Annotated in this window: 24 protein-coding genes; 17 read left to right on the forward strand and 7 right to left on the reverse strand. The window is 38.5% G+C overall.

The annotated features are described in order from the left end of the window. Window positions 1–991: 991 nt before the first annotated feature. Genes SIO70_RS18930 through SIO70_RS18940 form a run of 3 tightly spaced genes read right to left on the reverse strand, consistent with a single transcriptional unit; the run spans window position 992 to window position 4,654 of the window. Window positions 992–1,729 (reverse strand): hypothetical protein, encoded by a 738-nt coding sequence (locus SIO70_RS18930; RefSeq protein ID WP_320573276.1) that lies wholly within the window; start codon window positions 1,727–1,729, stop codon window positions 992–994. Window positions 1,730–1,750: 21 nt separating this feature from the next. After that, window positions 1,751–2,317, reverse strand: a complete 567-nt coding sequence (locus SIO70_RS18935) for a hypothetical protein (protein WP_320573278.1) — start codon at window positions 2,315–2,317, stop codon at window positions 1,751–1,753. A gap of 21 nt (window positions 2,318–2,338) precedes the next feature. After that, complete coding sequence (locus SIO70_RS18940; RefSeq protein WP_320573279.1) at window positions 2,339–4,654, reverse strand: TonB-dependent receptor; 2,316 nt, start codon at window positions 4,652–4,654, stop codon at window positions 2,339–2,341. Window positions 4,655–5,137: 483 nt separating this feature from the next. On the opposite strand from SIO70_RS18940, the gene SIO70_RS18945 reads away from it, so the two are divergent. From SIO70_RS18945 to SIO70_RS18970, 6 genes are all read left to right on the forward strand, one after another. Beyond that, window positions 5,138–5,521: a hypothetical protein gene (locus SIO70_RS18945; protein ID WP_320573282.1), complete on the forward strand. Its 384-nt coding sequence runs from the start codon at window positions 5,138–5,140 to the stop codon at window positions 5,519–5,521. A 252-nt stretch (window positions 5,522–5,773) separates the two neighbouring features. Then, window positions 5,774–6,214 carry an Hsp20/alpha crystallin family protein gene (locus SIO70_RS18950; RefSeq protein ID WP_320573284.1) on the forward strand — a complete coding sequence of 147 codons (441 nt, stop codon included), beginning with the start codon at window positions 5,774–5,776 and terminating at the stop codon, window positions 6,212–6,214. A gap of 67 nt (window positions 6,215–6,281) precedes the next feature. Beyond that, window positions 6,282–6,569, forward strand: coding sequence for a hypothetical protein (locus tag SIO70_RS18955; protein WP_083730010.1), 288 nt, complete (start codon window positions 6,282–6,284; stop codon window positions 6,567–6,569). A gap of 300 nt (window positions 6,570–6,869) precedes the next feature. Then, window positions 6,870–7,298 (forward strand): hypothetical protein, encoded by a 429-nt coding sequence (locus SIO70_RS18960; RefSeq protein WP_320573288.1) that lies wholly within the window; start codon window positions 6,870–6,872, stop codon window positions 7,296–7,298. Next, window positions 7,285–7,644, forward strand: coding sequence for an L-rhamnose mutarotase (locus SIO70_RS18965; RefSeq protein WP_083730012.1), 360 nt, complete (start codon window positions 7,285–7,287; stop codon window positions 7,642–7,644). Before SIO70_RS18960 ends, SIO70_RS18965 begins: the two co-directional genes overlap by 14 nt. After that, the gene (locus SIO70_RS18970) at window positions 7,641–9,284 is read left to right on the forward strand and encodes an alpha-L-fucosidase (RefSeq protein ID WP_320573291.1); all 1,644 of its coding nucleotides are present in this window, start codon (window positions 7,641–7,643) and stop codon (window positions 9,282–9,284) included. Before SIO70_RS18965 ends, SIO70_RS18970 begins: the two co-directional genes overlap by 4 nt. A gap of 57 nt (window positions 9,285–9,341) precedes the next feature. On the opposite strand, the gene SIO70_RS18975 is transcribed toward SIO70_RS18970, so the two are convergent. Continuing rightward, window positions 9,342–10,211, reverse strand: coding sequence for an AraC family transcriptional regulator (locus tag SIO70_RS18975; RefSeq protein ID WP_320573292.1), 870 nt, complete (start codon window positions 10,209–10,211; stop codon window positions 9,342–9,344). Between the two features lie 175 nt (window positions 10,212–10,386). Between SIO70_RS18975 and SIO70_RS18980 the strand changes: the two genes are divergently transcribed. Next, window positions 10,387–11,367, forward strand: coding sequence for an aldo/keto reductase (locus tag SIO70_RS18980; RefSeq protein WP_320573293.1), 981 nt, complete (start codon window positions 10,387–10,389; stop codon window positions 11,365–11,367). 207 nt (window positions 11,368–11,574) lie between these two features. Here SIO70_RS18980 and SIO70_RS18985 read toward each other — a convergent pair whose 3' ends face one another. Together SIO70_RS18985 and SIO70_RS18990 are read right to left on the reverse strand one after the other, a co-directional pair. Next, entirely contained in the window at window positions 11,575–12,585 is a 1,011-nt protein-coding gene (locus SIO70_RS18985) for a hypothetical protein (RefSeq protein WP_320573294.1), read from the reverse strand. Next, a complete protein-coding gene (locus SIO70_RS18990) occupies window positions 12,563–13,075 on the reverse strand; it encodes an ATP-binding protein (RefSeq protein ID WP_320573295.1) in 513 nt (170 codons plus the stop codon). The genes SIO70_RS18985 and SIO70_RS18990 overlap by 23 nt, the downstream gene beginning before the upstream one ends. A 296-nt stretch (window positions 13,076–13,371) precedes the next feature. Here SIO70_RS18990 and SIO70_RS18995 point away from each other — a divergent pair, with 296 nt between their 5' ends. From SIO70_RS18995 to SIO70_RS19025, 8 genes are all read left to right on the forward strand, one after another. Next, window positions 13,372–14,046, forward strand: coding sequence for a BON domain-containing protein (locus SIO70_RS18995; protein WP_320573297.1), 675 nt, complete (start codon window positions 13,372–13,374; stop codon window positions 14,044–14,046). A 115-nt stretch (window positions 14,047–14,161) separates the two neighbouring features. Continuing rightward, window positions 14,162–14,968, forward strand: a complete 807-nt coding sequence (locus tag SIO70_RS19000) for a hypothetical protein (RefSeq protein ID WP_320573299.1) — start codon at window positions 14,162–14,164, stop codon at window positions 14,966–14,968. Window positions 14,969–15,181: 213 nt separating this feature from the next. After that, window positions 15,182–16,279, forward strand: coding sequence for an acyl-CoA desaturase (locus SIO70_RS19005; RefSeq protein ID WP_320573301.1), 1,098 nt, complete (start codon window positions 15,182–15,184; stop codon window positions 16,277–16,279). Window positions 16,280–16,389: 110 nt separating this feature from the next. Beyond that, complete coding sequence (locus SIO70_RS33440; RefSeq protein ID WP_414017933.1) at window positions 16,390–16,650, forward strand: lysylphosphatidylglycerol synthase domain-containing protein; 261 nt, start codon at window positions 16,390–16,392, stop codon at window positions 16,648–16,650. 1,102 nt (window positions 16,651–17,752) lie between these two features. Then, window positions 17,753–18,817 (forward strand): response regulator, encoded by a 1,065-nt coding sequence (locus SIO70_RS19010; RefSeq protein WP_320573303.1) that lies wholly within the window; start codon window positions 17,753–17,755, stop codon window positions 18,815–18,817. Window positions 18,818–19,006: 189 nt separating this feature from the next. Beyond that, complete coding sequence (locus SIO70_RS19015) at window positions 19,007–19,831, forward strand: universal stress protein (protein WP_320573304.1); 825 nt, start codon at window positions 19,007–19,009, stop codon at window positions 19,829–19,831. A 134-nt stretch (window positions 19,832–19,965) separates the two neighbouring features. Continuing rightward, entirely contained in the window at window positions 19,966–20,805 is an 840-nt protein-coding gene (locus SIO70_RS19020) for a hypothetical protein (RefSeq protein WP_320573306.1), read from the forward strand. A 799-nt stretch (window positions 20,806–21,604) separates the two neighbouring features. Continuing rightward, window positions 21,605–22,027 (forward strand): hypothetical protein, encoded by a 423-nt coding sequence (locus SIO70_RS19025; RefSeq protein ID WP_320573308.1) that lies wholly within the window; start codon window positions 21,605–21,607, stop codon window positions 22,025–22,027. A 55-nt stretch (window positions 22,028–22,082) separates the two neighbouring features. Here SIO70_RS19025 and SIO70_RS19030 read toward each other — a convergent pair whose 3' ends face one another. Next, complete coding sequence (locus tag SIO70_RS19030) at window positions 22,083–23,222, reverse strand: PAS domain-containing sensor histidine kinase (RefSeq protein WP_320573310.1); 1,140 nt, start codon at window positions 23,220–23,222, stop codon at window positions 22,083–22,085. 261 nt (window positions 23,223–23,483) lie between these two features. Here SIO70_RS19030 and SIO70_RS19035 point away from each other — a divergent pair, with 261 nt between their 5' ends. Then, window positions 23,484–23,945 (forward strand): pyridoxamine 5'-phosphate oxidase family protein, encoded by a 462-nt coding sequence (locus SIO70_RS19035; protein ID WP_320573312.1) that lies wholly within the window; start codon window positions 23,484–23,486, stop codon window positions 23,943–23,945. 21 nt (window positions 23,946–23,966) lie between these two features. Beyond that, window positions 23,967–24,407 (forward strand): hypothetical protein, encoded by a 441-nt coding sequence (locus SIO70_RS19040; protein WP_320573314.1) that lies wholly within the window; start codon window positions 23,967–23,969, stop codon window positions 24,405–24,407. Window positions 24,408–24,411: the final 4 nt, after the last annotated feature.

The following is a 24,411-nucleotide window of genomic DNA, read 5'->3' on the forward strand; positions in this document are numbered from 1 at the left end:
TCGCAACTAAGTTGCAATAAATTAATTGAATGTCCGCAAAACAATGGATTTAATATGGAGTAGAACTATTATCCCTGTTTTTTAAAACAATTAAACGTTTGATATGAAATTCCTTATGCAAGGGAGGCATATCATGATTGATAGAAAAATAACCTACCTGAGCTGGCAACAGTTATCGAATTTCTTGAAAGGCAAGTCATCAGATTATTTAAGCCACATACAGACAATCAATAAGCCTGAAGCATAATTATTACATGCAGCGGGTAATGCAGGCCTGATTAATATTATTACAAAGAATAACAGCGTGCAGGGAAAATGGATAGTGTTTCATCACAACTAATCACCCAGAATGCCATCTTTTCTTATAAAAATCGCTGGGATCTGTTGTTGATAAGTCCCATTCAGCTCATCAGGGGATGGAGGATGGAACCTTCCACAAATATTAGTTATACGTCTTACCCGATAAGTGGAGTCCAGGCAAGTCAATTGTCATCAGTCTTTATTTTACACCAGTATTTCTATTTACATGGGACAAATTATTGCCAGGTTAACTTTCCAATACTCATCACCTGGGTTATACAGTATTTAAAGAACTTGTTCCTAATTTTCACTGGATGGAGGTTTTAAGAAATCACTTCTGCAGGGAAAACTGGATTTGAAAGATTCATTTTCGGATTTGTTTCACACAAACCGGATGTTCAGTAAGTCATTGAGTAAGTTGGTCGAAAAATGAATATCGAAATGCATCAGATTCAAGGTTAATAGCTTTACTTTTCAATACCAGATGGGCGGTAAGCTGAGTGCAGGAAAGGTACGCTTGTCAGAGGAACTGTGGCGTTTTTAAGATGTTATAAAAAAAAGCCCGGCAGGACTGCCCGGCTTTATTGCGTATATTATATCTGATTGATGCGATCAACTACTTTTTTTATGCGAGACGATCTTTAGCGTATTTTTCATCAGTTGATCTTTTCTTCTATTACGTGATCAGGCATTAAAGGCTGTAAAACACCCCAATATTACCTTGTATACCAGCTATTGCTTCGTTGTATTTATCAATTTTCCTTCCCGCATTTACATTTCTGTTTTCATTGACTACATTGAAGTTTGGTTTAGCATAGTTGTAGTTAGCTCCAATCAACACACCAAAATGTTGGGTAATAGCATACTTCAGATTGAAACCTCCTTCCAGGCCCAATGCACTGGCAGTAGACTTTTTTTGAATGAGTTGATTGCCTATGCCGTCTTCCAGGTAAACTTCATTTCCCGGAAGGGTGGCATGGGTTAATCCAGCCAGTGCGTGAATATCCAGACTTAATTTGCCAAAGGAGAAATTATAATAAGGGCCGATCAGAAAATTTAAATTCTGGTTTTGTCCTTTAATGTATACAGTTGAGCTATCTATATCAAAATCTTCTTTATAACCTTCTGCCATTCCCTGCGAATTGTTAAATCCATAATGTGTGTAAAAGAAATGACCGCCAATTCCCCAGTTAGAGTTTTTGAAAAAACAGGCACCGGTAATACCTAAATTAAAACCTGTTTTTGCAAAGCCGGATTGACTATTGTAATAATCACCTTTACCATAATTGCCACCTACGGTTGATAACCCGCCTGTAACGGCAATAAAGCTTTTACCCCCGGTTTTAGTAGGTTTTTTATCCTGTGCATCAGACAAAATGGATATGCTTAAAAGGCTCAATATTGAAAAGCCGTAAATTATTTTCTTCATAGTTACAAGTAAATTTTGAAATCATTGAATATTAATAGTGAAGTTTACATCTGCATCAGTTGAACCAGGTTCGCATGTACCATCTTTTACATTAGGCTGATGTCTTAATTGTACATTCAGTTCTCCTGTTCCAGCAGCGCCGGTAGTAAACAGGTCAGTGAGACCTACCTCTAATGCCGGGGTGTTTGTATCCTTATCTGTACGTACTACAGTAAGGTTAAGACTGGGCGAAGAAGTAAAGCATATCAGGTGGTAATTCTCCCTTTCTTTGATTTCTGCAGTTACGTCTCCGATAGGAGTAGTCGTACGGTCCTGAAATAATACCTCAACATTATATTTATTATCGGCTTTTAGGTTCAGTACTGGTGTATTGATACTGTCAGGAGGATTTGAAATAAGCGTAGTGTCTGTCCAATAAGCATATTGAACGTCTGTTGCATCATTCGCATTTGTTACTTTTAAGCCAACAGTAGTCAGAAACTCATTTCCGGGAACAGGTGGTGCTACGGCTGTTTCATCTTTTTTACAGGAATTCATGAGGGTTGCAAATGCTACCATCAATGATGCAGTGATCAGGATTTTTTTCATACTTATTGAATTTGGATTTAATTAAAATGTAAGTTTTGTTCGCAGTATAAAACTGATACCTAAATCGTCGGCGTAATACCTGAACCTGTTCAGGTAATCCCGGTAAGCTACGTTGGTAAGATTGTCTACAGAGAAACTGATGTCCAGCAAATTTTTGTGAAGTGGCAGTTGAGTGCTCATAGAATAATTGAACAGTCCATACGCGGCTGGTGGTGTTACATAATCACTATTGGGTGGCACCCTTGTTTGCCTGGCGGTGTAAACATATTGTAGGGTAATAAAATTCTGTTTGAATTTGCTGAGGTTGGGTATTTGATATTTTAAGGTGTTATCGAATTTGTCAGCAGGCATGAAAATGAGGTAGTCATGAATAGTTTTATTGTACCCCCGTACAATGGCAGTTTTTGAAATAATGGCCAGCGGCGCTAATAGCTGGTAATTTATTTCTGCATCCAATCCTCTCAGTCTGACATTCGCTTGTGTGTACTGGAATACCGGATAAGTACCGCTTACAAGGGTAATACCAGTGAGAGAAGGTTTGGCATAGATATAGTTATTAATTTCATTGTCATACAGGTTGAGTTGAACAAACAACTTTTGTCCAGTGTATTTAAAACTTACACTGTTATTGATAGAACGTTCCGACTGCAAGGTAGAATCACCAATCTCGTATGATGCTGCACTTAAATGAATCCCTTTAATGTATAATTCACTTACACTGGGAGCTCTCCAGGCGGTGCCTGTATTTGCACTGACAGAAAGATCAGGGGTAATCTGGAAGGTAGCTCCGGCGCTCCCAGTTAAGTTATTATATGTATGAGTTTGTGTGTAGACAGTAAGCGAGTTGTCATTACGTCTGTATACTCTCAGCCAGCGGTAATCGTATCTTAGGCCACCTTCAAATGTCCATTTGTCTGTGGTATATTTTTCAATTCCAAATATACCGCCTTCATAGTTCCTGAAGTTAGGAATCAGGTACCGGATGCCTTTAAATACATTGCCCTGTGTGATTCCGCTTATACCATAGGAACCGGAAAAATGTTTTTTCTCTGGTGTATGGTAAGTCACGTCAAGGGTGTGGGTCTTGATTTTGAAGCTCACCTGTGGCGCGTTTAATACTGCCGGATCATCGCTGTAAGGAAGGTCAACGTCATATTCATTCCTGAGGTCGGACTGACGGGCAAAAGTTAATTCTGCACGACCATTGTTTTTAAGCCTGTAGTAGCTGTTTAGTTTTAATAGGTCATGTGTTACCTGCTGATAGCTTCGGTTTATTTTATATGAAAAATAGGAGGGGGTAATTGGTTTTGGGCGGGCAAATGCGGCGTAAAGATCATCCAGGTTGCCGACATGAGAGCCGTCAAAGATGCCCATTTTGCTTTGATAGCTGCTATAATAAGCAAACATACCAAAATTAGCCTTGTGATACCCGATGGTCGCTGAATAATCATGTTCATCAATTCCTGAATTGCCAAGATAATATGTTGCAGTTTTAAAATTACCAGCCCTTTTCAAAGTGCCCTGAACACGCCACTGAATCCCTTCCCATTTATTGTACCCAGCACCATTCAGTAACCCCGAGATGGCCACCATTCGGCCATTAGATGCGCCCACAAGGTTTGCTTCGCCTTTCAACCTGTCATTAACTAGCGTAGGGGGATCCAATAAAATCACACCAGCAATGGCATCCGAACCATATCTCAGACTAGCTGCGCCTTCGATAATAGTCATGTTGGCGGCGATGAACGGATCTATTTCCGGAGCATGCTCACTTCCCCATTGCTGTCCTTCCTGTCTGATACCATTATTGAGAATGAGTACCCTGTTGCTATGGAGACCATGAATAACAGGTTTGGAAATCCCCGGCCCTGTTTGAATACTATTTAAACCGGGAATACTTTTCAGACTTTCACCCAGCGTTTTACCAGCGGATTGAAAAAGTTGCTTTTTGTCAAGCTCAATCAGATTGAGGGTAGTTAAGTCATGAATTTTAATGGCATTGATTACCACTTCTTTAAGATCACCCTCCATCTGGTGATAGGTGAAATTGAGGGTGGTGTTATTGTTGATATAAACAGTCCTCTGTAGAAAAATAACTGAGTCTGCAGCACAGGTAATGGTATATGTCCCTTTACAGACTGAACCGATATTATAGTACCCGTTTGTATCTGTGATAGCTGATTGTCCATTACTGAGCGTAATGCTTGCATGAACAACGGGTTTTTGGTTGTTGTTCAGAATATTTCCAGTAATATGAAAATTGCATACTTGTCCTGATGTGCGGCTGGTAACCATTAAAAGCAGGATCTTGATTACCAGCCATGTCTTTTGTTTCATGAGACACCTCTAATTATTGTTGGTTTTGCAATAATGTTGCAAATATAGTACAAGATTAAGCATGCAACCGTGTTGCATTATGGGTGGTTTATTAACGGGTTGACCGGTAAATGGTATTATATCTGTGCAGATAGTTTTATATTGATGATTATTTACATATTGTAGACGCCATAATTCCTGTTAGGAGATTAGCTGTAGTATCAAAGATCATTATACCAGTGATAGGAGCACCTTATAAAAGAATATTGAGGATTGTACTACAACATATACTTATAACAGGAGATACCTTTATTCCGGCGCGTATGGATTGAATGCCAGTGTGGAAAAAGGATTTAAGAGGCACAAAAAGCAGCTGTTTGCCATCGGGTGTCAATATCACCATATCCATGAATAACTGACGGCTAATACACAGTACAATAACAGTCTGATGGAGGAGCATACACACTGCAGGCAGATTATTCCCATCCTCTTAAGAACTGGCTGATGGAGTCAGGCATTAAATGTATAGGCCAGATTGGCCATGCAACCTATGATACTAAAGACAATGCCGGGTTTAGGTATAGCCAGCACAACTGGGCTGCTTATCATTCTTCACAGCTCCATTCTGAATTAATGGATGTAAAAGCTGGTGTAAGACTGAAATATACGGTGTTGCAGCAAGGCTGTTATTGCAATTTGATTGTCAAAAAATTTATAGTATATAACCAATTGTTGTTATCAGTAGAAATAGCTACAAATGAGAAGGCTTCGATCTTAATTTGCATCCATTTTATTATGCTGTACTTACAATTTGCAAATACAGAATTCATTGGGTTTAAGACGAATGGTCAGTTACTGGCGGAGACGGGCCTAACATGTAAAGCATGAAAAAATGATGCAAATTAAACTAAACTAATCTATCGGGCGATTTTAAATAATATGAGTCATGCGATTTACCACAAGTGATTTGTGTGGGCTTGAATATGCTAAGAAAAAAGTGACACGGAATGCTGTCATTTTTTCCTGTTGAATGACAAATTGTAATGAATGAAGATGAATTTTTTTGGCTGGTACGGCCTTTGATGCCGTCTTTTATATAAGCTCTTTATATTATTGTTTAACAATTAAAAAGAAGATTTTATGGCACTCGTTAAAAGATCCAATGGAAGTTTATTACCATTCTTTGATGATTTCTTTAGCCGGGAACTTTTTAACTGGAGCAACAGTAATTTTTCTTCTACCAGTATGACAGTTCCAGCAGTGAACATTCGGGAAAATGATCACAGTTTTGAAGTTGAAGTGGCTGCTCCCGGTATGGAAAAAAAGGATTTCAAAATTACGCTGGAGGGTAATACCCTTACCATTTCAGCTTCCAGGGAAAATCAATATTCCCATGAGAATGATTCTTATACCCACAGGGAGTTTAGCTACCAGATGTTTCAACGCAACTTTGAACTACCTAAAGATGTGGTGGATCAAAATCACATTGAGGCAAAGTATGAAAATGGGCTCCTAAAACTCGTTGTTCCTAAAACGGAATCGGCCAGGAAAAAAACGCCTCGTTTAATAGAAATTCAATAACCGGTAATTGTTTTTCCCATGTTGGCACCTGCTTAAAAAGCGGGTGCCAACGATTTTCGTGACAATTATGAAAGCATCCTATATCATAGAGGTAAGTATAAAAACCATTAGGGGTTATACCGCATTCTGCCATTACCAATTAGGGAGTATTCCCAACGATGCAGAAAGAATCTTTGCATGTATGAAAGGAGCTCCGGTCAATGCTAATGGAGATGCCCCTTTCCAGATAAATTTAATATGGCAAAGCAGCATAAAAACGGTTACACTTGCCACGCAGTTCTGCACATTGGCCGAATTGAAGGAGAATAGCCACTATATTTCACGCGAAGTATTTAAATTATTAAACCTCGAATAGATACTTATTGCACCTAAGAAGGCTTAAACAGCCATATCTCATTACCTATATTTGACCTCAATATTTTTTAAATAGGCTATAGTTTCCAAAATTGTCCATCCTTATATGTTATACCATCCTGGTTATTACTGAATGTCGGAAAAGTATAAAACAAAACTAGTTTTGTACAATACTGGTTATTAAAGAAAATCTCAAATTTGATACAGCGTGAATTTATAGTGATTGTTACGAAGTACTAAAGCTTAATATTCCTTTATAATCCAGGAATTCTTATCACCTGTATTAAATGAATTTTCTGTTATGAAAAAAACACTGATGTGTGGATTGTCATCCACTACATGGCCTGCCTTTTTGTTTCTATTCCTTACCTTCCTGAATTTTGTGGAATTCGGACAAAATTTGTATTCAATTATCGGTAAAGTTTTAACTTCTGAAAATCGCCCTGTGCCAGGGGAAACTATTAAAGAAAAGGGTACAAAGGAGGAGGTATGGAATTTTGTGGAGACTGAGCTGAAAGCGGCGTATCCGGTGCTATCTGCGCCCCGGCCTACTGAAAATGGACTTATGACAGCAGGGGCGGCCCTGGCAATTTTAGGTAGGTTGCAGATGGCGGAGAAGAAATGGAGTGAAGCTGACATTAGACCGGAAACTGCAAAAGAAAGTCATGTCAGTAATATAAATCCTCAAAATTTACCTAGTTTTATTTCAAAGAATCATGACACAATTTAAAAGATATTGTCTTGCATTGGATCTGAAAGACGATCCGCAAATGATGAGTGAATATGAGGACTGGCATAAGCCGTCAAATTCCTGGCGTGAAATTACCGATAGTATAATGGATGCAGGTGTCGTCAGTATGCAGATATATCGGGTGTTTAATCGCTTATTCATGATTATGGAAGTAGATCATACTTTTAGTTTTGAGCGTAAAAAAGAAATGGATCATGCAAATGAAAAAGTGCGGAAATGGGAAGAAATAATGGATAAGTATCAACAGTTATTACCGGGAACTACTCCCGGAACAAAGTGGGTGTTGATGGAAAAAATTTATGATCTAAATAATATCAGCCAATGAATAGAAGAAATTTAATCAAACAAATTGGCATAGCAGGCGCTGCTATGCTGTTGCCCGGAAGGTTACAGGCTTTTTCTGAAAGTAGAGAAGGGATGATAAAAGGTCCTTTTCAGCCTACATGGTCCTCGCTGGAAAAGTTCCGCACGCCCGAGTGGTTTCGCGATGCAAAGTTTGGTATATGGGCACATTGGGGACCGCAATGCCAGGCTGAGAGTGGAGATTGGTATGCACGTCATATGTACATAGAAGGACACAGGCAGTATAATATTCATTTGAAAAAATACGGACATCCTTCCAAATTTGGTTTCAAGGATGTAATCAACGAATGGAAAGCCGAAAGCTGGAATCCCGATGCGCTTGTTGCGCTTTATAAAAAGGCCGGAGCTAAATATTTTATTGCACTCGCCAACCATCACGATAACCTGGACCTATACGACAGTAAGTATCAGCCGGTCTGGAACAGTCTGAAGGTTGGACCTAAAAAGGACCTGGTTGGCGGATGGGTAAAAGCAGCAAAAAACCAGGGATTACATTTTGGGGTAAGCGTACACGCTGCGCATACCTGGAGCTGGATGGAAACTGCACAAAGGGCAGATAAACAAGGGGCATATGCCGGTATCCCTTATGACGGGAAGCTCAGTAAAAAGGAAGGGAAAGGCACCTGGTGGGAAGGATTGGATCCGCAGGACCTCTATGCCCAGAATCATCCTTTGAGTGAAAATAGTTACGACAATGGCATGATTCATCGCCAGTGGGGCTGGGGGAATGGGGTTTGCCCTCCCTCACCGGCATATTGTGAAAAATTTTATAACCGGACTGTGGATCTTATTGACAAGTATGATCCTGATCTGATTTATTTTGATGATACAGCACTGCCGCTATGGCCGGCGAGCGATGCTGGATTACGTATAGCAGCTCATTTTTACAACCGGAGTCTGAAAACGCGGAAGTCACTCGAAGTGGTTATAAACGGGAAAATCCTGGATGAACAGCAGCGCAAATGTATGGTGTGGGATATTGAACGGGGGCAAAGTAACAATATAGAACCTTTACCGTGGCAAACAGACACTTGTATAGGGGATTGGCATTATGACAAGGAGATCTTCGAAAGGAAGGGCTATAAAAGCTCCAAAATGGTTATCCAGATGTTGGTTGACATAGTCAGTAAAAACGGGAACCTGTTATTGAATATTCCGGTAAGGGGAAATGGTACCATCGATGAAGAGGAACGGAAGATCGTGGAGGAAATTGGAGAGTGGATGTCTGCAAATGGTGAAAGTATTTATGGCACCAGACCCTGGAAAGTATTTGGCGAAGGACCGGCATTAGAAAATGTGGCACCGTTAAGTGCGCAGGGTTTTAATGAAGGGAAGGGGCGACCCTATACGGATAAGGATATCAGGTTTGTATCTAAGGGTGATACCCTGTATGCAACGGTGATGGAATGGCCGGAAAATGGCAGGGTAATGATTAAAGCGCTTGCTACAGGCAGTGCCCATTACCCCGGTACCATCAGCAGAGTATCATTACCCGGAAATAGTTCACCTTTAAAATTCAGCCGCAGTTCGAACGGATTGGAAGTAGAATTGCCAGCACGATCTGGGTTACTGTCTTATGCCCTGCCGCTGAAAATAAACTGATACGTTTAAGTGGAAGTACATCCTGCTAAGCTTTTCGAAAGCTGGCAGGATTTTTTATTATATGTTATAAGCATGGCTATCCCTGTAAACCCCGGGTGTTTGCCCCGTTGTGCATTTAAACACCCGGGCAAAATAGCTTAAGGTTTCAAATCCTGTTTGTTCAGCGATTTCCGCAAATGAAAAATTGGATGTTAGCATTAAGAACTGGGCACGTTCTATACGTTTTTGCTGAATAAACTGAAGCGGACGCTGGCCGGTATGCTGATAAAAAGATCTGGAAAAGTGATCTGTGCTTAGGTTGGCCCGGGCTGCCAGCTCTTCTACAGAAATATTTCCGGATAAATTAGTTTGTATATGATTGATCGCTTCCATGATCCTGGAAGGAATCGGTTTTTTGTTTTCATTGGCAAAATCCGTACAGTTTAGAAACCTGGATAATAATATTTGTATTAATCCCTGCGTTTCCAGTATAGTCGATAAGTTCAACCGGGAATTGGCATCCTGGAAGCCTTTCAGTATATTACTTTTTTCATAGACTTTAGGGTTGTCAGATTTCCGGAGATCTCTGCCCGGATTTATGGTAATGAGCCTTTTGAATAGATCTATATCAGCAACAGTCGCTTCTGTTTGTAATAGTTTTCTACTTGCTGCAAAAAGGGAACTTCCATCCGACGATTCCTCTATAAAATGAATGTAATATTGGCTGAGATTGGAAAGGCAGGTCTGGTTGAACATAGTAAAGCTCGGTATGAGATAGAGGTGCCCTTTTTCCAGTGTAATTTGTTTTTCAGGATTTGAAAGATGTCCAACACCATCATCAATCAGGTATAAACGGTAAAACGGACTGATTACATTGAGATAGTTCCAACTCTCATTCAATTGTACATAGTCTGTATTCAGTAATGAGAATGTAAATCGGTTCCTCATAACGGCAGCAATTTGTAAGTTGGTTTGAATTGGAAAACTACATAAAATTTCTTTAATTACATTTATTAAACAGGCCGGAATTGTATATACAAATGTCGTTTTTGTATAACAGAAATTTGCCTGAATGTATTCATATTTGAATGGATGTAAATCAGACATTTAAAATCAACCGTACATGCTTCAACTTTCAGAAGTCATCATGGGTACCAGTGGCCTTGGAAATTTATACCAGGAATTGTCCCAACCAACCAAGACTGCAATTGTAAAGGAATTTATCACACATTCAGCAGCTCCACCTGCATTTGATTCTGCCGGGAAATATGGTGCCGGGCTTGCACTTGAATGTCTTGGTCAGGCACTTCATGAATTAGCGGTTTCGCCAGATGATGTCATTATCAGCAACAAACTGGGGTGGTTAAGGGTGCCATTGGAACATGCTGAACCTACCTTTGAACCAGGTATATGGAAAAACCTTCAATATGATGCCATACAGCGGATAGGTTATGAAGGTATAATGGAGTGTTATGAGCAGGGCAACCAACTGTTGGGAAATTACAATGCCAATTTTGTTTCCGTTCATGATCCTGATGAGTATTTGGCTAAAGCTATCGACAAATCACATGAAGAAAATCTTTATGACGATATTTTATTAGCCTATAAAGCATTGAATGATTTGAAAAAGAGCGGCCAGGTAAGGGCGGTAGGTGTTGGGGCAAAGGACTGGCGGTTTATAAAGCGTTTATCAGGTGATGTGCAATTGGATTGGGTGATGTTTGCAAACAGTTATACGATATATGATCATCCTGTTGAACTGGCCCTTTTCATGCATGATCTTCAAAGCCGTGGGATATTTGTAATTAATTCTGCTGTGTTTAATGGAGGATTTTTGACAGGAGGAGATTATTACAATTATAAACCCGTAGATAAGGAGGATGAGTACGGGCAGGCATTGCTTACCTGGCGTGCACGTTTTTTTGCTGTTTGTTCAAAGTACGAGCTTAGTCCTGCGACAGCTTGCATCCGTTTTGGTTTGTCTGCTCCCGGAGTGAAGAGCATAGCATTGAATACAAGCCGGCCAGAGCAGGTTGCAAAGAATTTGATGATGACGAAAGCGGAAATTCCTCCGGCGTTCTGGAAGGAGGTTATATTGTTATAATTGAAATTCGGCTTAAGTTGATATTTTCAGATTCTAATAATTTCTTAAGTTTTCTATATCCATGTTCAGTCTTTCTTATTCAAGCTTTCTGTGAACAGGCGAATGGACGATGATTTGCAGGTAGGCTTTGGCAGCGTATTCTTTCTTCTTCCCTGAGCCGGAAGATGAATTTAATATTCCAGTCTGCTGTTCATTATCCGGTTTTGTTTACATAATATCACCCTTAAAGTAATTATCCATTAACCTGAGATATCTGACAGTTTGTGATAAATAATCATTTTTGGTTGTTTCATTTTCCGCACTGCCCGCCCTGAGGCTGTTCACCTTTGCCCTTACATTTGCACGGTAACCTTTATAATATCTAAATAGTTTTAGTTCTTTAGCAGATTTAACAGCGGGAAAGAATTCGTTATAATTACTGACAAACAGCTCAGAGAGATCCTGTCTTCCAGCTGCATCCAGGTCCATACATAGAAATGCAATTTCATTTAGTATATCTATCTGCCTGAAGCTATCATTAAATTCTATGCAATCAAAAGGCTGTGGATCCGGCAACAAAAAAATGTTTCTTGTATGGAGGTCACCATGGCAGTCCCGGAAATAACCATTCTTAATTCTTTCAGTCAGATAGGAGGCATTTTCCCTGATAAAGAGATCAGAAAATTGTATCGCTTTATCAATAATAAGGGAATCGGTCTTCCCGAGGTTTTCACTTAAGAATTCCTTTTCATTTTTAAGATCATTAAATTGTTCCTGCAATTCAAAGGGATCTATTCCATATACCTTAGTCGTATTTTTATGGAAATATGCTATTTTCTCTGCCAGTTTGTGAATGTGTTCCGAAGTAACTTTATTTTTAGATAGTAAAATATCCATTTGAAGATCTCCATCCAGCTTCATCATTTTTACAGCATAATCAATTATTTCTCCTTCATCCCCGCCCCAATAATAGCAGCCGGATTTGACGCGGATGGGTTGTACATCAAGATATATATTTTCGGTGAGTCGATTATTGAGCGTGATTTCCTGCTCACAATAATATTTCCTTTTTTCACACGTCGAAAAATCAAGGAAGGAAAAGTGAACGGGTTTCTTGATTTTATAGACATTAGTAGCTGCTACGATCACCCATGAAATATGGGTTTCTATCAGTTTTGGCTGCTCTTGTGCATGCATACTTATATCAGCTAGTAATTTATTGATCTGCTCCCTGGTCATGGTTTGATCTTATATATTTTAATGCTGTACCGAGCAGTTCACTTATATTATTGTTTGTCGAAACGAGGGTCAGGTGAGGGTCATGTATGGGTTCATATTGCGCTTTTAATTGTTGATACACATGAAAGTCGGCCTCACTGTCGGCTCTTTTTTGCCCCAGTCTCTCTTTTATAAGTGATTCTGCTGCAGTTACTTCGATAATGCGGATCTGGCTGCCCGGACCGGCTTCCAGGATGAACTTTTGCCGGAGGCTATCCCTGTAAAATGTAGCGTCCAGCACTATGTCTTTTTTTGCCCGGATGGCTGCCACCATTCTATTATACATTTCGTCATATACGCTTTCTTTCTCTTTGGCAGAGTAATTGCGGTTAGGTATCATCTTTTTCCTGATACGGTCGCTACTGGCATAGACAGCCTGCAGTTCATCAGCCAAACGTACTGCCAGGTAGCTTTTTCCTGATCCGGGCAATCCTGTGACGATGATTACCATACTGAATAATTTTTGTAATCCGATTGAAAGGTAATTTAAATATCATTTCCTTCTTTGTTTCAGGGAAATAAATGCAATTAAGCAGACAATCTCCTGTTTTAGATGGCTAAAGTAATATCAATTTATGTGGATGGAAATGATGCTTCCTATAGTTTTTTCACACATTGCTCATACCGGGTGTTTTTCGGGTGATGGATGTCATTATTCAGCATGATATTTCTTAATATTTGGGGGCCACACATATTTTAACTTTAATATGAAAGTTGGATATTCTTTAACCCTAAAAAAAACGGATAGTGAGAAGTGATTATATATTGCAACAAAATGTCCTGGATGAATTTTTGTGGGAACCATCCCTGGAAGCTGCAGAAATAGGGGTGTCAGTTAAAAATGGAATTGTAACCTTAAGCGGTACAGTGGATAGTATTAGTAAAAAGAACTCAGCAGAACGTGCGGTGAAAAGAATTAAGGATGTTAAGGCCGTAGCAATGGCTATAGAAGTAGTTTATCCCAGCAATAGCAGGAAAACAGACGCTGAGATTGCAAAGGCTGCTCTAGATGCATTGGCATGGAATAGCCTGGTTCCAAAAGATCACATCCGCATCGAAGTAGAAAATGGATATATCACTTTGGAAGGGGAAGTGGAATGGCAATATCAGCGGAATGCTGCAAAAGATGTTGTTAAAGACCTGCAGGGGGTGAAAGGCATTGCTAATTTGATTGTTGTAAAACCAATCCCATCTTCTTTCCTGGTAAAGAACAATATTTTGAACGCATTGCACCGGATGGCAAATATTGACGCTCATAATATCCAGGTTTTAACCCTGGATAATACGATCATCCTCAATGGAACAGTGCGCTCCTGGCGGGAGCTGGAACAGGTGGAACATGTAGTCTGGTCTACACCTGGAGTTTCAGCTGTTATCAATGACCTTGAAGTAGCGTATTATGAAACGGTTACTATCAGATAATGTCTATTGTTTTCCGGCTGTTACCCTTTTTACTGCTCCTCCCGAAACTACAAATTTGCTTGCTGACTTTCCGGAAATGACGGGTTGTTAATTTTATACCTAAACTATTTTAATCATGAAAAAGGTATTGGCGATTTTTGATGGTGGACAATATTCTAATGGTGTGATGGAGCTGTCTCAGCATATAAATGACAACCAGCCCATCTTGTTGGTAGGGAGCTTTCTTCCCGGAATTGATTTTACAGGTATGTCTGAAATGTATGGTTTTGGTGCGCTGGATATTCCTGTTCATATACGGGCAGACGAAGAAGTAGTGGACCAGAATATTGAGCGCTTCACAAATTATTGTATACATCATCATATCGAGTACAGGGTACACAAAGACTTATCTTTGGATGCCTATCCTATATTTAAGAAGGAGAGTAGATTTGCTGATCTTCTCTTGATTGGGTCGCAGGAGTTTTTAGGACAACTGGCATTGAACATACCTGCAGAAAATTTGCGTGATGCCCTTCATGATACGGAATGCCCTGTAATAGTGGTGCCCGAATATAAAAACGAGCCTGAAAATATAGTACTGGCTTATGATGGTACTGCGTCATCTGTATTTGCCATTAAAATGTTCTGTTATCTGTTCCCGGAATTATGTAAGAAACCTACGATTCTTTTGCATGTAAATAGTAATAGGTCTATGCCGTCTTCTTCTGCTATTCAGTTATTATTGCGTGCGCATTATCCCAACTTCCAGGAGCTTGTAATGGAAACGATGCCGCTTTTTGAAGATTACATAATGAAGGTTCCTTCTCCAATACTGATAACCGGTGGATTTGGCCGTTCCGGTATATCTTCTGCATTCAGATCCAGCTTTGCCAGCAAGGCAATGTCCTTATTCAGGTTCCCCATATTTATCGCCCATTTGTGAGCCTTTACTTTGGGGCAAAGGGCATACTTCCTATTTAAAGATTTTGGGATATATTTTTCTTTTGATGAAACCCGGAAAAGTATAATTGATTGTCATCATTCATGTAATGTGATTTTGGTCAGTATTTTACCTGACCATTGTGATCGGAAGGGATTTGTACATTAGTTATCTTGAAAGCAATTGTAAACTCCCTCATCTTAGAAATCCCGTGATATGAAAACGATAAAGTATATAAGTAGCGACGCATGGGAAAAACAGTTTTCTTCGACTGTTAGAAGTAATGTAAACAGTTATTTTAAAGAAAAAGGTATTTCCACCAAAGGAAATTTTACATTGGTGACACAGACTATCGCCATGTTGTTTTTATATATCGCTCCATATGTGCTATTGCTGACCGTTTCAATAAATATTTGGATCTCATTATTGCTGGTGATCACCATGGGGGTAGGAATGGCAGGGATAGGTATGTGTGTAATGCATGATGCGGTACATGGTTCATTCTCTGAGAAGGAATGGATTAATAAAATAATGGGAGGTACCATGTATTTGCTGGGTAGCAATGTGTTTAACTGGAAAGTGCAGCATAATATGATGCATCATGCATATACTAATATTGAAGGGTACGATGAAGATATCGCGAAAAAAGGTCCTATCAGACTTTCTCAATATTCCCCATTAAAGAGAATTCATCGTTATCAGTACATTCATGCATTTTTCTTTTATGGACTTATGACTATCGCGAAATTGTTTAATGATTTTACGCAGCTTTCCAGGTACAACAAAGAAGGAATAACCGAAAAATTCCACATTAATCCGGTGAGAGAGTATATTAAGATGGTTATAGTAAAAGTCCTTTACCTGTTTATTTTTATTGGTGTTCCTATCCTATTTACCGGATATACCTGGTGGCAGGTACTTCTTGGATTTTTTATAATGCACTGGACTGCGGGAGCCATACTTAGTACTGTTTTTCAAATGGCGCATGTGGTTGAAGGTGCCCAGCAGTTCATCGCCGATGAGAATGGGATTATTCATCATGATTGGGCTGTTCATGAACTACGGACAACAGCGGATTTTGCAAGGAACAATCTTTTTCTGAATTGGTATATTGGGGGATTGAATTTTCAAATCGAACATCATCTTTTTCCAAATATCAGTCATGTACATTACAGAAAGATAGCGCCAATCGTGGAGTGGACGGCCCATGAATTCAATTTATTTTACAATTTAAAACCATCTTTTTTTGCAGCGCTTCGTTCACATATCCACAGGCTTAAAAAATTGGGTATGGGGGAAGAGAAGATTGCGTAATTAAAGATTTAACATGGCGGGTGGAAAAAACAACCATTCTCTTATTCACGCCTTATTTCGAACCGAATAGCCATTTTTCAGGTAGTTTTATTGCAAATGGTCATTCTGTTATGCGACATTATCACTATTACAGCAATATTAGTCTGGGCTTTAGCAGTATTATACCCGGGTTACTGCTGGCACAGGTAATTGGTTCACTTCCCATATCTCCAGGTTCTCTTATTGCCTACGAAAGTTCACTTACCTACTTTTACACTTTATTCGGGGTGCAGGTTCATGCAGCGCTTATAATTACATTACTCTACAGATTTTTTACTTTCTGGTTGCCAATACCTATAGGACTAATATTATACAGAAATTTACAGCGTTAATTTCTTCGTCTTTATCTCTTTTTCCGGACGTAAACCAACAAGCATTTTAATTTGATAAATATCGATTAAAGTTGTTATTAATATGCCCAGTTCCTTAAAATGAAATAGAAAATAATAAATATGATAAAGAGAATCACACCTACCAGTAGAAGGAAGGGATAAGGATTCTTTTTCCCTGTGGCATTTCTTTTTATTAACTGTTTCATGGTGTTAAATTGAATTGTTATTGGGGAATTGTTTGTTGTTAGGTATAACCTCACTTAAAGATATTATTCCGGCAAATTTTTAAAAATGATGATACAGGTTGTTTATAAATGAAAGGATCAGCTGAAATGTTAATAAACATCATTCAGACAGGCATGATCTTCGGAGGAAGTAAATAAATATATAGCAGCGAAAGCAAAGGTACAGGAAGACCATAATATACAGCGACTTGAAAAATACATGCGGGTGGATTATTCCATCCACTTTTAGCGGTGTACCCATGTCAATGTATTATCCGGATTTGGTTCTGCTTTAGTCATAAAGGCAGGGGAAGATGAGGTATGATCAGGCTTGTTATTTAATTTTTTTAGTAATATAATGAGGATTTTTACATCAGCTTTTGTTATATTTGTCTTCACAAATAAGAAGCACAACATTTAGTACCACGTCATGAATGCAACAATATATTAGATTAAGACCAACGATGTTGCTTCTCATAGAAAAAATGTGCGATTTCTCCCATCAAATCAGTAAAAAATGCAATTCGCTTACTTGCATTTGATAATAGAAAGTTTATTTCTAATGAAACAAAAGTAAATTGCGAATTACTACTATTTAATTAGTGATGACATAACATTGTTTTATAATCATTCATAACCTTTTCCAACAATTGTAGGTAGCGTTCTTCGTACATAAGAACGCTCCGTTTCGACTATGGGAACCCATATTCGTATTTGCTATCCACGTACAGCGATTGGATGACATAGGAAAGGCTTGTGCCTATAAAAAGGATAATTCAATGTGTTTAGCCCAGGGATTGTGTTAGGCTTTTATGTTTCTATTGAAATCTATTTAATGATTATTAAGTAACTAATCAATCTCAATAATATCTTTTTGTATGTCTACAATACTTGTAATTGACGATGATTTACCTGTCAGAGGCAATTTAGTTGAAATTCTTGAGTTGGCAGGGTATAATGTCATTGTCGCTGAAGATGGAAAAAAAGGTTTGTTAATGGCTGAGACCTGGCGTCCTGACCTGATCCTATGTGATTTGTCGGTTCCTATCCTGGATGGTTATGTTGTACTTCAGATGTTAAGCCGCAATGAGGCCTGTTGCAGAATTCCATTTATTTTTCTCACCTCAAGGACCGATCGGGCAGGTATCCGGATGGCAATGGATCTTGGGGCAGACGATTGTATCACGAAGCCATTTAATCCTTCGGATTTGCTTAGTTCGATTGAATGTCGGTTACGAAAAGTCACGAGCAGAAGATTGCCGCAAATAGGCGATATGAAAAAAATGATGCTGATAATCGGCAATTCTACGGATAGAAGCGAAGTTACGTTACAGGAATTTGTCAAAGACCGTAACGTAAAGTTTTTTAAAAAGAAACAGGTTATTTATCGCGAAGGAAATTATCCCTCCTGTTTTTATTATATCCTGAAAGGAATGGTAAAAATATATGTTTTTGATGAGGACGGGAAAGAGTTAATAACAGAACTATGTGTTGAGGGAGATTTTTTAGGGTTTACGGCTTTATTATATCAACAGCGATATACAGACAATGCAGAGACGATTGGAGAGGTGCAACTTGCTATAATTCCATACGATGATTTTCAGGAACTACTTGGGGTGGATAATAATTTCAGGAATCAAATTATTAAGTTACTTGCACACGATATTGAAGAAAAGGAACAACATTTACTTAAATCGGCTTATGATTCGCTGCGTAAGAAAACGGCAGATGCATTACTTACAGTTTTTAATAAAAATATTCAATCAGGCCAGGTTGATGCAGGTATAAAATTTTCCCGGAGTAATCTCGCTGCACTTGCAGGGGTAGCCAAGGAATCGTTGGCCAGAACTTTAGCAGAATTCAGGGATGAGCATCTAATTGATATCCGGAGCGGCACCATTTATATCCTTGATATGGGTAAGATCACCAAGATGTGTAAATGAACATTAAATTATAATAGTTATGATGAATATCATTTTGCCTTTATAAATTTTCTATCAAATTTGAATATTTCAATATTGTACTGGGTATTAGTACCTGCAAATAGATTAGTTTATTTGGTGCGTGCTTGATATGATTTTCAGGTGTGAGATCTGTTAAAATGATCATCTCTCATTTTAAAAAGTGGCTAAATGAACAAAATAATAGCTGTCTTTGATGGCTTCAATTTTTCAGATATTTTATTACAAAAGGTTATAAGTATTGCCCTTATTAATAACTGCATGATCAGTGGAATTTATCTGGAAGATCTTAATAATAAAATCCCTCAAATATCAGCGGACCATTCTCAGAATAATTTTTGCGGGAAAGTTTTTGTAAACGATTCTGATGATCGGGCATCGGCTTTGAGCCGATTTGAAAAGGCCTGTACAACTGCCGGCATCCATTTTAAAGTGCACCGTGACAGTGACGTTGCGATACATGAACTTTTGTCCGAAAGCAGATATGCAGATCTTCTAATAATTGCAGGTAGTTGTGAATTTTCCCGTAACAAAGAAAGCTTAACTCCTCATTACCTAAAGAATCTTTTTTACCGGGCAGAATGTCCGGTATTGCTTGTGCCCGGAAAATTACACGTAATTGAAGGTGTCTCCTGGTTATATGATGGATCGCCAGGTTGCTTGCAGGCGCTTAAAATGCTGGGATATTTATTGCCTTTTTTCCATAGGCTGCCTCTTGAGGTATTGATATATGGGGCTTTCCCAGCTGGCAATAATTTACCCTGTTGTCATTTCATTGAGGAACTTTACATAGATCATGCATCAGATGTTACTTTTCGGAATTTTATAGGTCATTCCTCTTCGAAATTATTTTCTTATTTGCGCGGGCATTTTGGCCGGAATTTGTTGTTGTCATGGGCCAGCAGGCCCTTGGATGTAGTATCCGAAATCAATAATGGAATGGCTGGGCAGCTGTTGGTAAATACAGAGTGGCCATTGCTAATAGTCAAGCAATAAAGAACCTGGTCATATCATTCTTATTTATGCGTGATATCAATGAAAAACGAGGCTTATTTAACGATATTGATTTATGAAGGCAATATTGTGCCTACGGCATAAATTATTAATGATGCGTTTATAAATCAAAAGTTATGAAAAAGTTATTAGCCATTTTTAACGGACTGAAATTTTCGGAAAGTACCCTGCAATATGCAGTAAAGTTAGGTGTGCAGCATGATATGGCTGTTACAGGGATCTTTATTGAAGATTTTATTTACACCGGTCAGGGTATATTCCGGTCATATAGTGAGGAACAGCCTACAACAGAAGGTGGCTGGGAATTGCTGCGTAAGGATAAGTTATTACGTGAAATTACTGTAGAAAAATTTGAAACGGCCTGTTTGCATGCGGGCGTAAAATACCTGGTGTATCGTGATAAACTGACAGCTGTTTCTGACCTTTTAAAAGAAAGCAAATATGCTGATTTACTTATTATAGATGCCAGTGAAACCATGAATCTGTTTTGGGAAGATTCGCCTACACGGTTTGTCAGGGAAATCCTTTCAAGAGCAAATTGCCCCATATTATTAGTCCCCAAAAAATTTATTGATATAAAAAGCATTTATTGGCTTTATGATTCATCGCCTGTATCCATTTATGCTTTCAAGATGTTTTGCTATATATTCCCTTTATTGAGTATCCTGCCATTTAAAGTATTAGCAGTACAGGTTGCTGAAGACAGGAAGTTGATCACTTTTAGTCCAATGGTGAGAGAATTAATACAACTTCATGTGCCCCACGCAGAGTTCATTACGTTATATGGGCAACCAGAGTTGGAAATTCCTTTATTTATCAGGAAACAGGAACCGGAATTATTAATTATACTAGGTGCTTATCAGCGAAACGCTTTTTCAATGTTTTTCAGGACTAGTATGGCTGATGTTTTGACAAAGGAAGAGCAATGGCCGATGTTTATCGCTCATAATAAATGAAATTTATGATCTGATAGATATCCACCTGGATAAAGCAGTTGAGATGTCACTCAATATTTTTTCGCTAGAAAGGGTTCGACCTGGTTGTGGCGATAATCTGGCATAGACATCACTGTTTTTGTCTATGGCATCGGGGAAACAGAGATGCATTCACAAGATTGAATTGTCAGTTTTTCTGGTACATGATAAAAGTTAATATTTTCTATGACTCTTCTTAATATTTTTTATCCAGCTAAAATGGACCTTTATTGAAAGTTGATAGTGTAGATTTGTAAAACATTTTTATTACTACATGAACGCAGCAAGCTGGTCCAAATTCAATGCAAGCAGGCGGGAGGATTATTCCTCCAGGCTTTTACCTGAATTATTATCACCGTATAACATTATCTATTATTATTTGATCAAAAGGTAACAGTTTGTAGGAAAGTAATGCGGGCAGAATCTTCTGCCTGCTTTCAGCGGTTAATAACGATAATAATACCGATAAATGTCATTTCATGAATGAATTTATTTTTTAATTTACTTTTGTTTAGACATATTCATTAGGTGTTTTTTACGGCGCTGGTCAATAGTATTCCTGCTACGGCCGGCGCTTTTGTGTGTAAATCCTGATTTATGAAAAAGATAATTTATGTTAGTGATCCAATCATATTATTTTCAGCCCCAATGGAGTTTGTTGGATATATATGTAAGTTGGCACGATCTAAAGTTACAGCCATTGTACTTGAACAAAACAGTGCGGTATCGACGGGCGATTGCTATAAAAAATAGTCATCGACTTAAAAATATATTTGGCAGTATGGGCATCCAGTGTGCCGTACAAGTTGATGGAGGTGATCCTTTAATGGAAATTTTATTGGAAAGCAGGTATGCAGATTTAATTTTGCTTGATCCCGCCACTGCTTTTTCTGCGATACATGTAACTATTCCCACCGGTCTGGTTGAAGAAACTTTATTTGCCACTGAGTGCCCCATTGTATTAATGCCTGCAAATTTTACAGGAATTGAACAGTTGGTGTTTGCTTATGATGGCAGGGCAGATTCTATGTATGCTATTAAGCAGTTTACCTACCTGTTTCCGGAACTGCGGGATACGAGAATTGTAGTTGTTAGTATAAATGCTGGTAAATATAGCTCATTCCTGACACTGGTTTGTCTATTGTCAATATTTAAACAATCCTATGGCCAGGAGCGGATAATTGACAATTGTGCTGCGCAATAGCATATTTAAATTTAAAGGGAGGAGTGTAGCGGGATCGTCCTAAGCGTTTAGGTAATTATTCCTGAAAACGATCAAACCTAATAATAAACGTAGTTCCTTTTCCTTCTTCACTTTCAAAAGAAATTGTTCCTTTTAACAATTTTACATAACTGGCTATTATACTTAGCCCCAATCCTGTTCCCTGAATGTTGCCAGAATTGGATGCTCTGAAAAAACGGTCAAATATATTCGCCTGGGATGCTGCAGGAATACCTATACCCTGATCGATCACCTTAATTTCAAATCCGGCGTCTGTACACTGGCTTTGCATAAAGACATTCTTTTTCTTAGGTGAAAATTTGACTGCGTTTGACAACAAATTGGTGATAATATGCCTAAGAAGCACCGGATCAGTATATATGATAACATCTCCTGAATGTGTGTAAAGGATCTGCTGTTCGGAGCTGGTAAGTGGGTTGATCTCTTCGCAGATATTAGATAGGTAATCTTCAATAGCTACTTCTTTGATGGTGGGCGTAATTTTTCCTTCTTCTATTTTTTCAATGGAGAGGAAGTTGTTCAGGATACCGGTTAACAAACTGACGGCATTTTTAATTTTATTAATATGTTTTTCCTGTTGATCAAAATTACCTCTTTGTCCATATTGCGTTATAAGATAAGATGATGAGAGAATTGCACTAAGGGGAATCCGGAATTCATGCGAGGCCATCGAGACAAACCTGGTCTTTAGCTCATTTTGCTGTATTTCCCGCGAGAGATTAACTTCCATAATCAGATCTTTTGCTTTCACCTCCAGCAATTCTGCCTCTGCTTTTTTGCGCAGGGTGATATCGTTTACAAAGGCAGTTATATATTTTTTCTCATGCTGCTGATATGGACTGAGACTTACTTCAACAGAGAAGATTTCCCCGTTTTTCTTTATTGCCTCAAACTCTGCACCATGCCCCATCTGCCTGTGGTCAGGGTTTTTGATATAATGGTTTCGTTTGGTAGTATGGCTGGCATGATACCTTTGGGGAATGAGAATTTCGATCTTCTGATTCTCCAGTTGGTGGCTTTCATATCCGAACATTTTCAATAAAAATGGATTGGCCTTTATAATATAACCATCTTCATCTGTTACCAGGATCCCAACAGATGCATGATAGAATAGTGCATTCAAATCTAATTCCGGAGTAGAACTAAATACATTCATAAATGTGAGGTATTTTTTTACACTGGCTTGTCTTGGAGGAAAAAAAGCAATAGATATTACGAATGATTTCTTGTTAATTGAAATACAATCTTTTATATGTGTTAAAGACGAGCGATTCGCGCAAATCCTCTCTTTGCCGCTAAAGTAGAATTTTTTTTATGATTTTCATCCGGATGATGAAATATTATCATTTCTTCCTATGACCAATGTTAATGTTATTCGCAAAGAATCAGCTTAACTTATGATAATAAACACAGGTATATGATAGGTAAATTATCAGATCAGCAAATGCAAACCATCCTGCAGCAGAACATGATGGGGCGTATAGGTTGCAGCAGCAATTCAAGGATTTTTGTGGTTCCTGTATGTTATGCTTACAATGGAAAGGCCATCATTGCCCATTCTGCAGAAGGGATGAAAATTAATATGATGCGTAATAACCCACAGGTTTGTTTTGAGGTGGATGTGATTAATAGCGTTACCAACTGGCAGAGCGTTATCATTTGGGGTCAGTACCAGGAAATACTTGATGAAAAAGAAAGGTTTTATTCAATAAAGTACCTTATGAGCAGGTTATTACAATTTACCGAAGCAGAAAAGGTACTTCATAGTCCGGCAATCGTGAGAGAGGAAGAAAACGGCCATTTTAATGCTAATATCCGCCCAGTCGTTTACCGGATCTCAATTGAAGAAATGACAGGCAGATTTGAGCAGGGAGATTGATGGAATTTTAACTTCATTATTATGAGAGGTAACTTGTTTTCATTGGCATACCTGGTTTCTAATGCCGGGGCATTATTAATTTTATTAATTAGTATCTGGTATAAGAGAGCCGGTAGGATCATTGTTGGATTTTTATTCCTGTTTGCTGCGCTGGTGAATGCATGGCAGGCTATTTTTAAACCGGATATATACAATGTTTATGAATTACTGGCAGCCCTGCCTGTGTATGAATACCTGGTTGCTGAGGTATTTTTAAATCATATTACATTTTATATAATATTGTTAATGGTCGTTCAGCTAGCTATTGGTATAGGTATTGTGTATAATAGAAAAATTGCAATGATCGCTGGTATCGTTTATTTGTTAGTGCTGGCCCCCTTAGGAGCAGGATCATCATTTCCCTGTACAGTTATCCTGGCGGTCGCTGTAATGTTACTTTTAAACAGGGGAAAGCAAAATTAAAAAT

Source organism: Chitinophaga sancti, from assembly GCF_034087045.1.
Lineage (GTDB): Bacteria > Bacteroidota > Bacteroidia > Chitinophagales > Chitinophagaceae > Chitinophaga > Chitinophaga sancti_B.

Bases quoted from the DNA above. Each gene is read 5' to 3' on its own strand.
- SIO70_RS18930 (WP_320573276.1), bottom strand. From the start codon at position 1,729: ATGAAGAAAATAATTTACGGCTTTTCAATATTGAGCCTTTTAAGCATA.
- SIO70_RS18935 (WP_320573278.1), bottom strand. From the start codon at position 2,317: ATGAAAAAAATCCTGATCACTGCATCATTGATGGTAGCATTTGCAACC.
- SIO70_RS18940 (WP_320573279.1), bottom strand. From the start codon at position 4,654: ATGAAACAAAAGACATGGCTGGTAATCAAGATCCTGCTTTTAATGGTT.
- SIO70_RS18945 (WP_320573282.1), top strand. From the start codon at position 5,138: ATGGAGTCAGGCATTAAATGTATAGGCCAGATTGGCCATGCAACCTAT.
- SIO70_RS18950 (WP_320573284.1), top strand. From the start codon at position 5,774: ATGGCACTCGTTAAAAGATCCAATGGAAGTTTATTACCATTCTTTGAT.
- SIO70_RS18955 (WP_083730010.1), top strand. From the start codon at position 6,282: ATGAAAGCATCCTATATCATAGAGGTAAGTATAAAAACCATTAGGGGT.
- SIO70_RS18960 (WP_320573288.1), top strand. From the start codon at position 6,870: ATGAAAAAAACACTGATGTGTGGATTGTCATCCACTACATGGCCTGCC.
- SIO70_RS18965 (WP_083730012.1), top strand. From the start codon at position 7,285: ATGACACAATTTAAAAGATATTGTCTTGCATTGGATCTGAAAGACGAT.
- SIO70_RS18970 (WP_320573291.1), top strand. From the start codon at position 7,641: ATGAATAGAAGAAATTTAATCAAACAAATTGGCATAGCAGGCGCTGCT.
- SIO70_RS18975 (WP_320573292.1), bottom strand. From the start codon at position 10,211: ATGAGGAACCGATTTACATTCTCATTACTGAATACAGACTATGTACAA.
- SIO70_RS18980 (WP_320573293.1), top strand. From the start codon at position 10,387: ATGCTTCAACTTTCAGAAGTCATCATGGGTACCAGTGGCCTTGGAAAT.
- SIO70_RS18985 (WP_320573294.1), bottom strand. From the start codon at position 12,585: ATGACCAGGGAGCAGATCAATAAATTACTAGCTGATATAAGTATGCAT.
- SIO70_RS18990 (WP_320573295.1), bottom strand. From the start codon at position 13,075: ATGGTAATCATCGTCACAGGATTGCCCGGATCAGGAAAAAGCTACCTG.
- SIO70_RS19000 (WP_320573299.1), top strand. From the start codon at position 14,162: ATGAAAAAGGTATTGGCGATTTTTGATGGTGGACAATATTCTAATGGT.
- SIO70_RS19005 (WP_320573301.1), top strand. From the start codon at position 15,182: ATGAAAACGATAAAGTATATAAGTAGCGACGCATGGGAAAAACAGTTT.
- SIO70_RS33440 (WP_414017933.1), top strand. From the start codon at position 16,390: ATGCGACATTATCACTATTACAGCAATATTAGTCTGGGCTTTAGCAGT.
- SIO70_RS19010 (WP_320573303.1), top strand. From the start codon at position 17,753: ATGTCTACAATACTTGTAATTGACGATGATTTACCTGTCAGAGGCAAT.
- SIO70_RS19015 (WP_320573304.1), top strand. From the start codon at position 19,007: ATGAACAAAATAATAGCTGTCTTTGATGGCTTCAATTTTTCAGATATT.
- SIO70_RS19020 (WP_320573306.1), top strand. From the start codon at position 19,966: ATGAAAAAGTTATTAGCCATTTTTAACGGACTGAAATTTTCGGAAAGT.
- SIO70_RS19025 (WP_320573308.1), top strand. From the start codon at position 21,605: ATGGGCATCCAGTGTGCCGTACAAGTTGATGGAGGTGATCCTTTAATG.
- SIO70_RS19030 (WP_320573310.1), bottom strand. From the start codon at position 23,222: ATGAATGTATTTAGTTCTACTCCGGAATTAGATTTGAATGCACTATTC.
- SIO70_RS19035 (WP_320573312.1), top strand. From the start codon at position 23,484: ATGATAGGTAAATTATCAGATCAGCAAATGCAAACCATCCTGCAGCAG.
- SIO70_RS19040 (WP_320573314.1), top strand. From the start codon at position 23,967: ATGAGAGGTAACTTGTTTTCATTGGCATACCTGGTTTCTAATGCCGGG.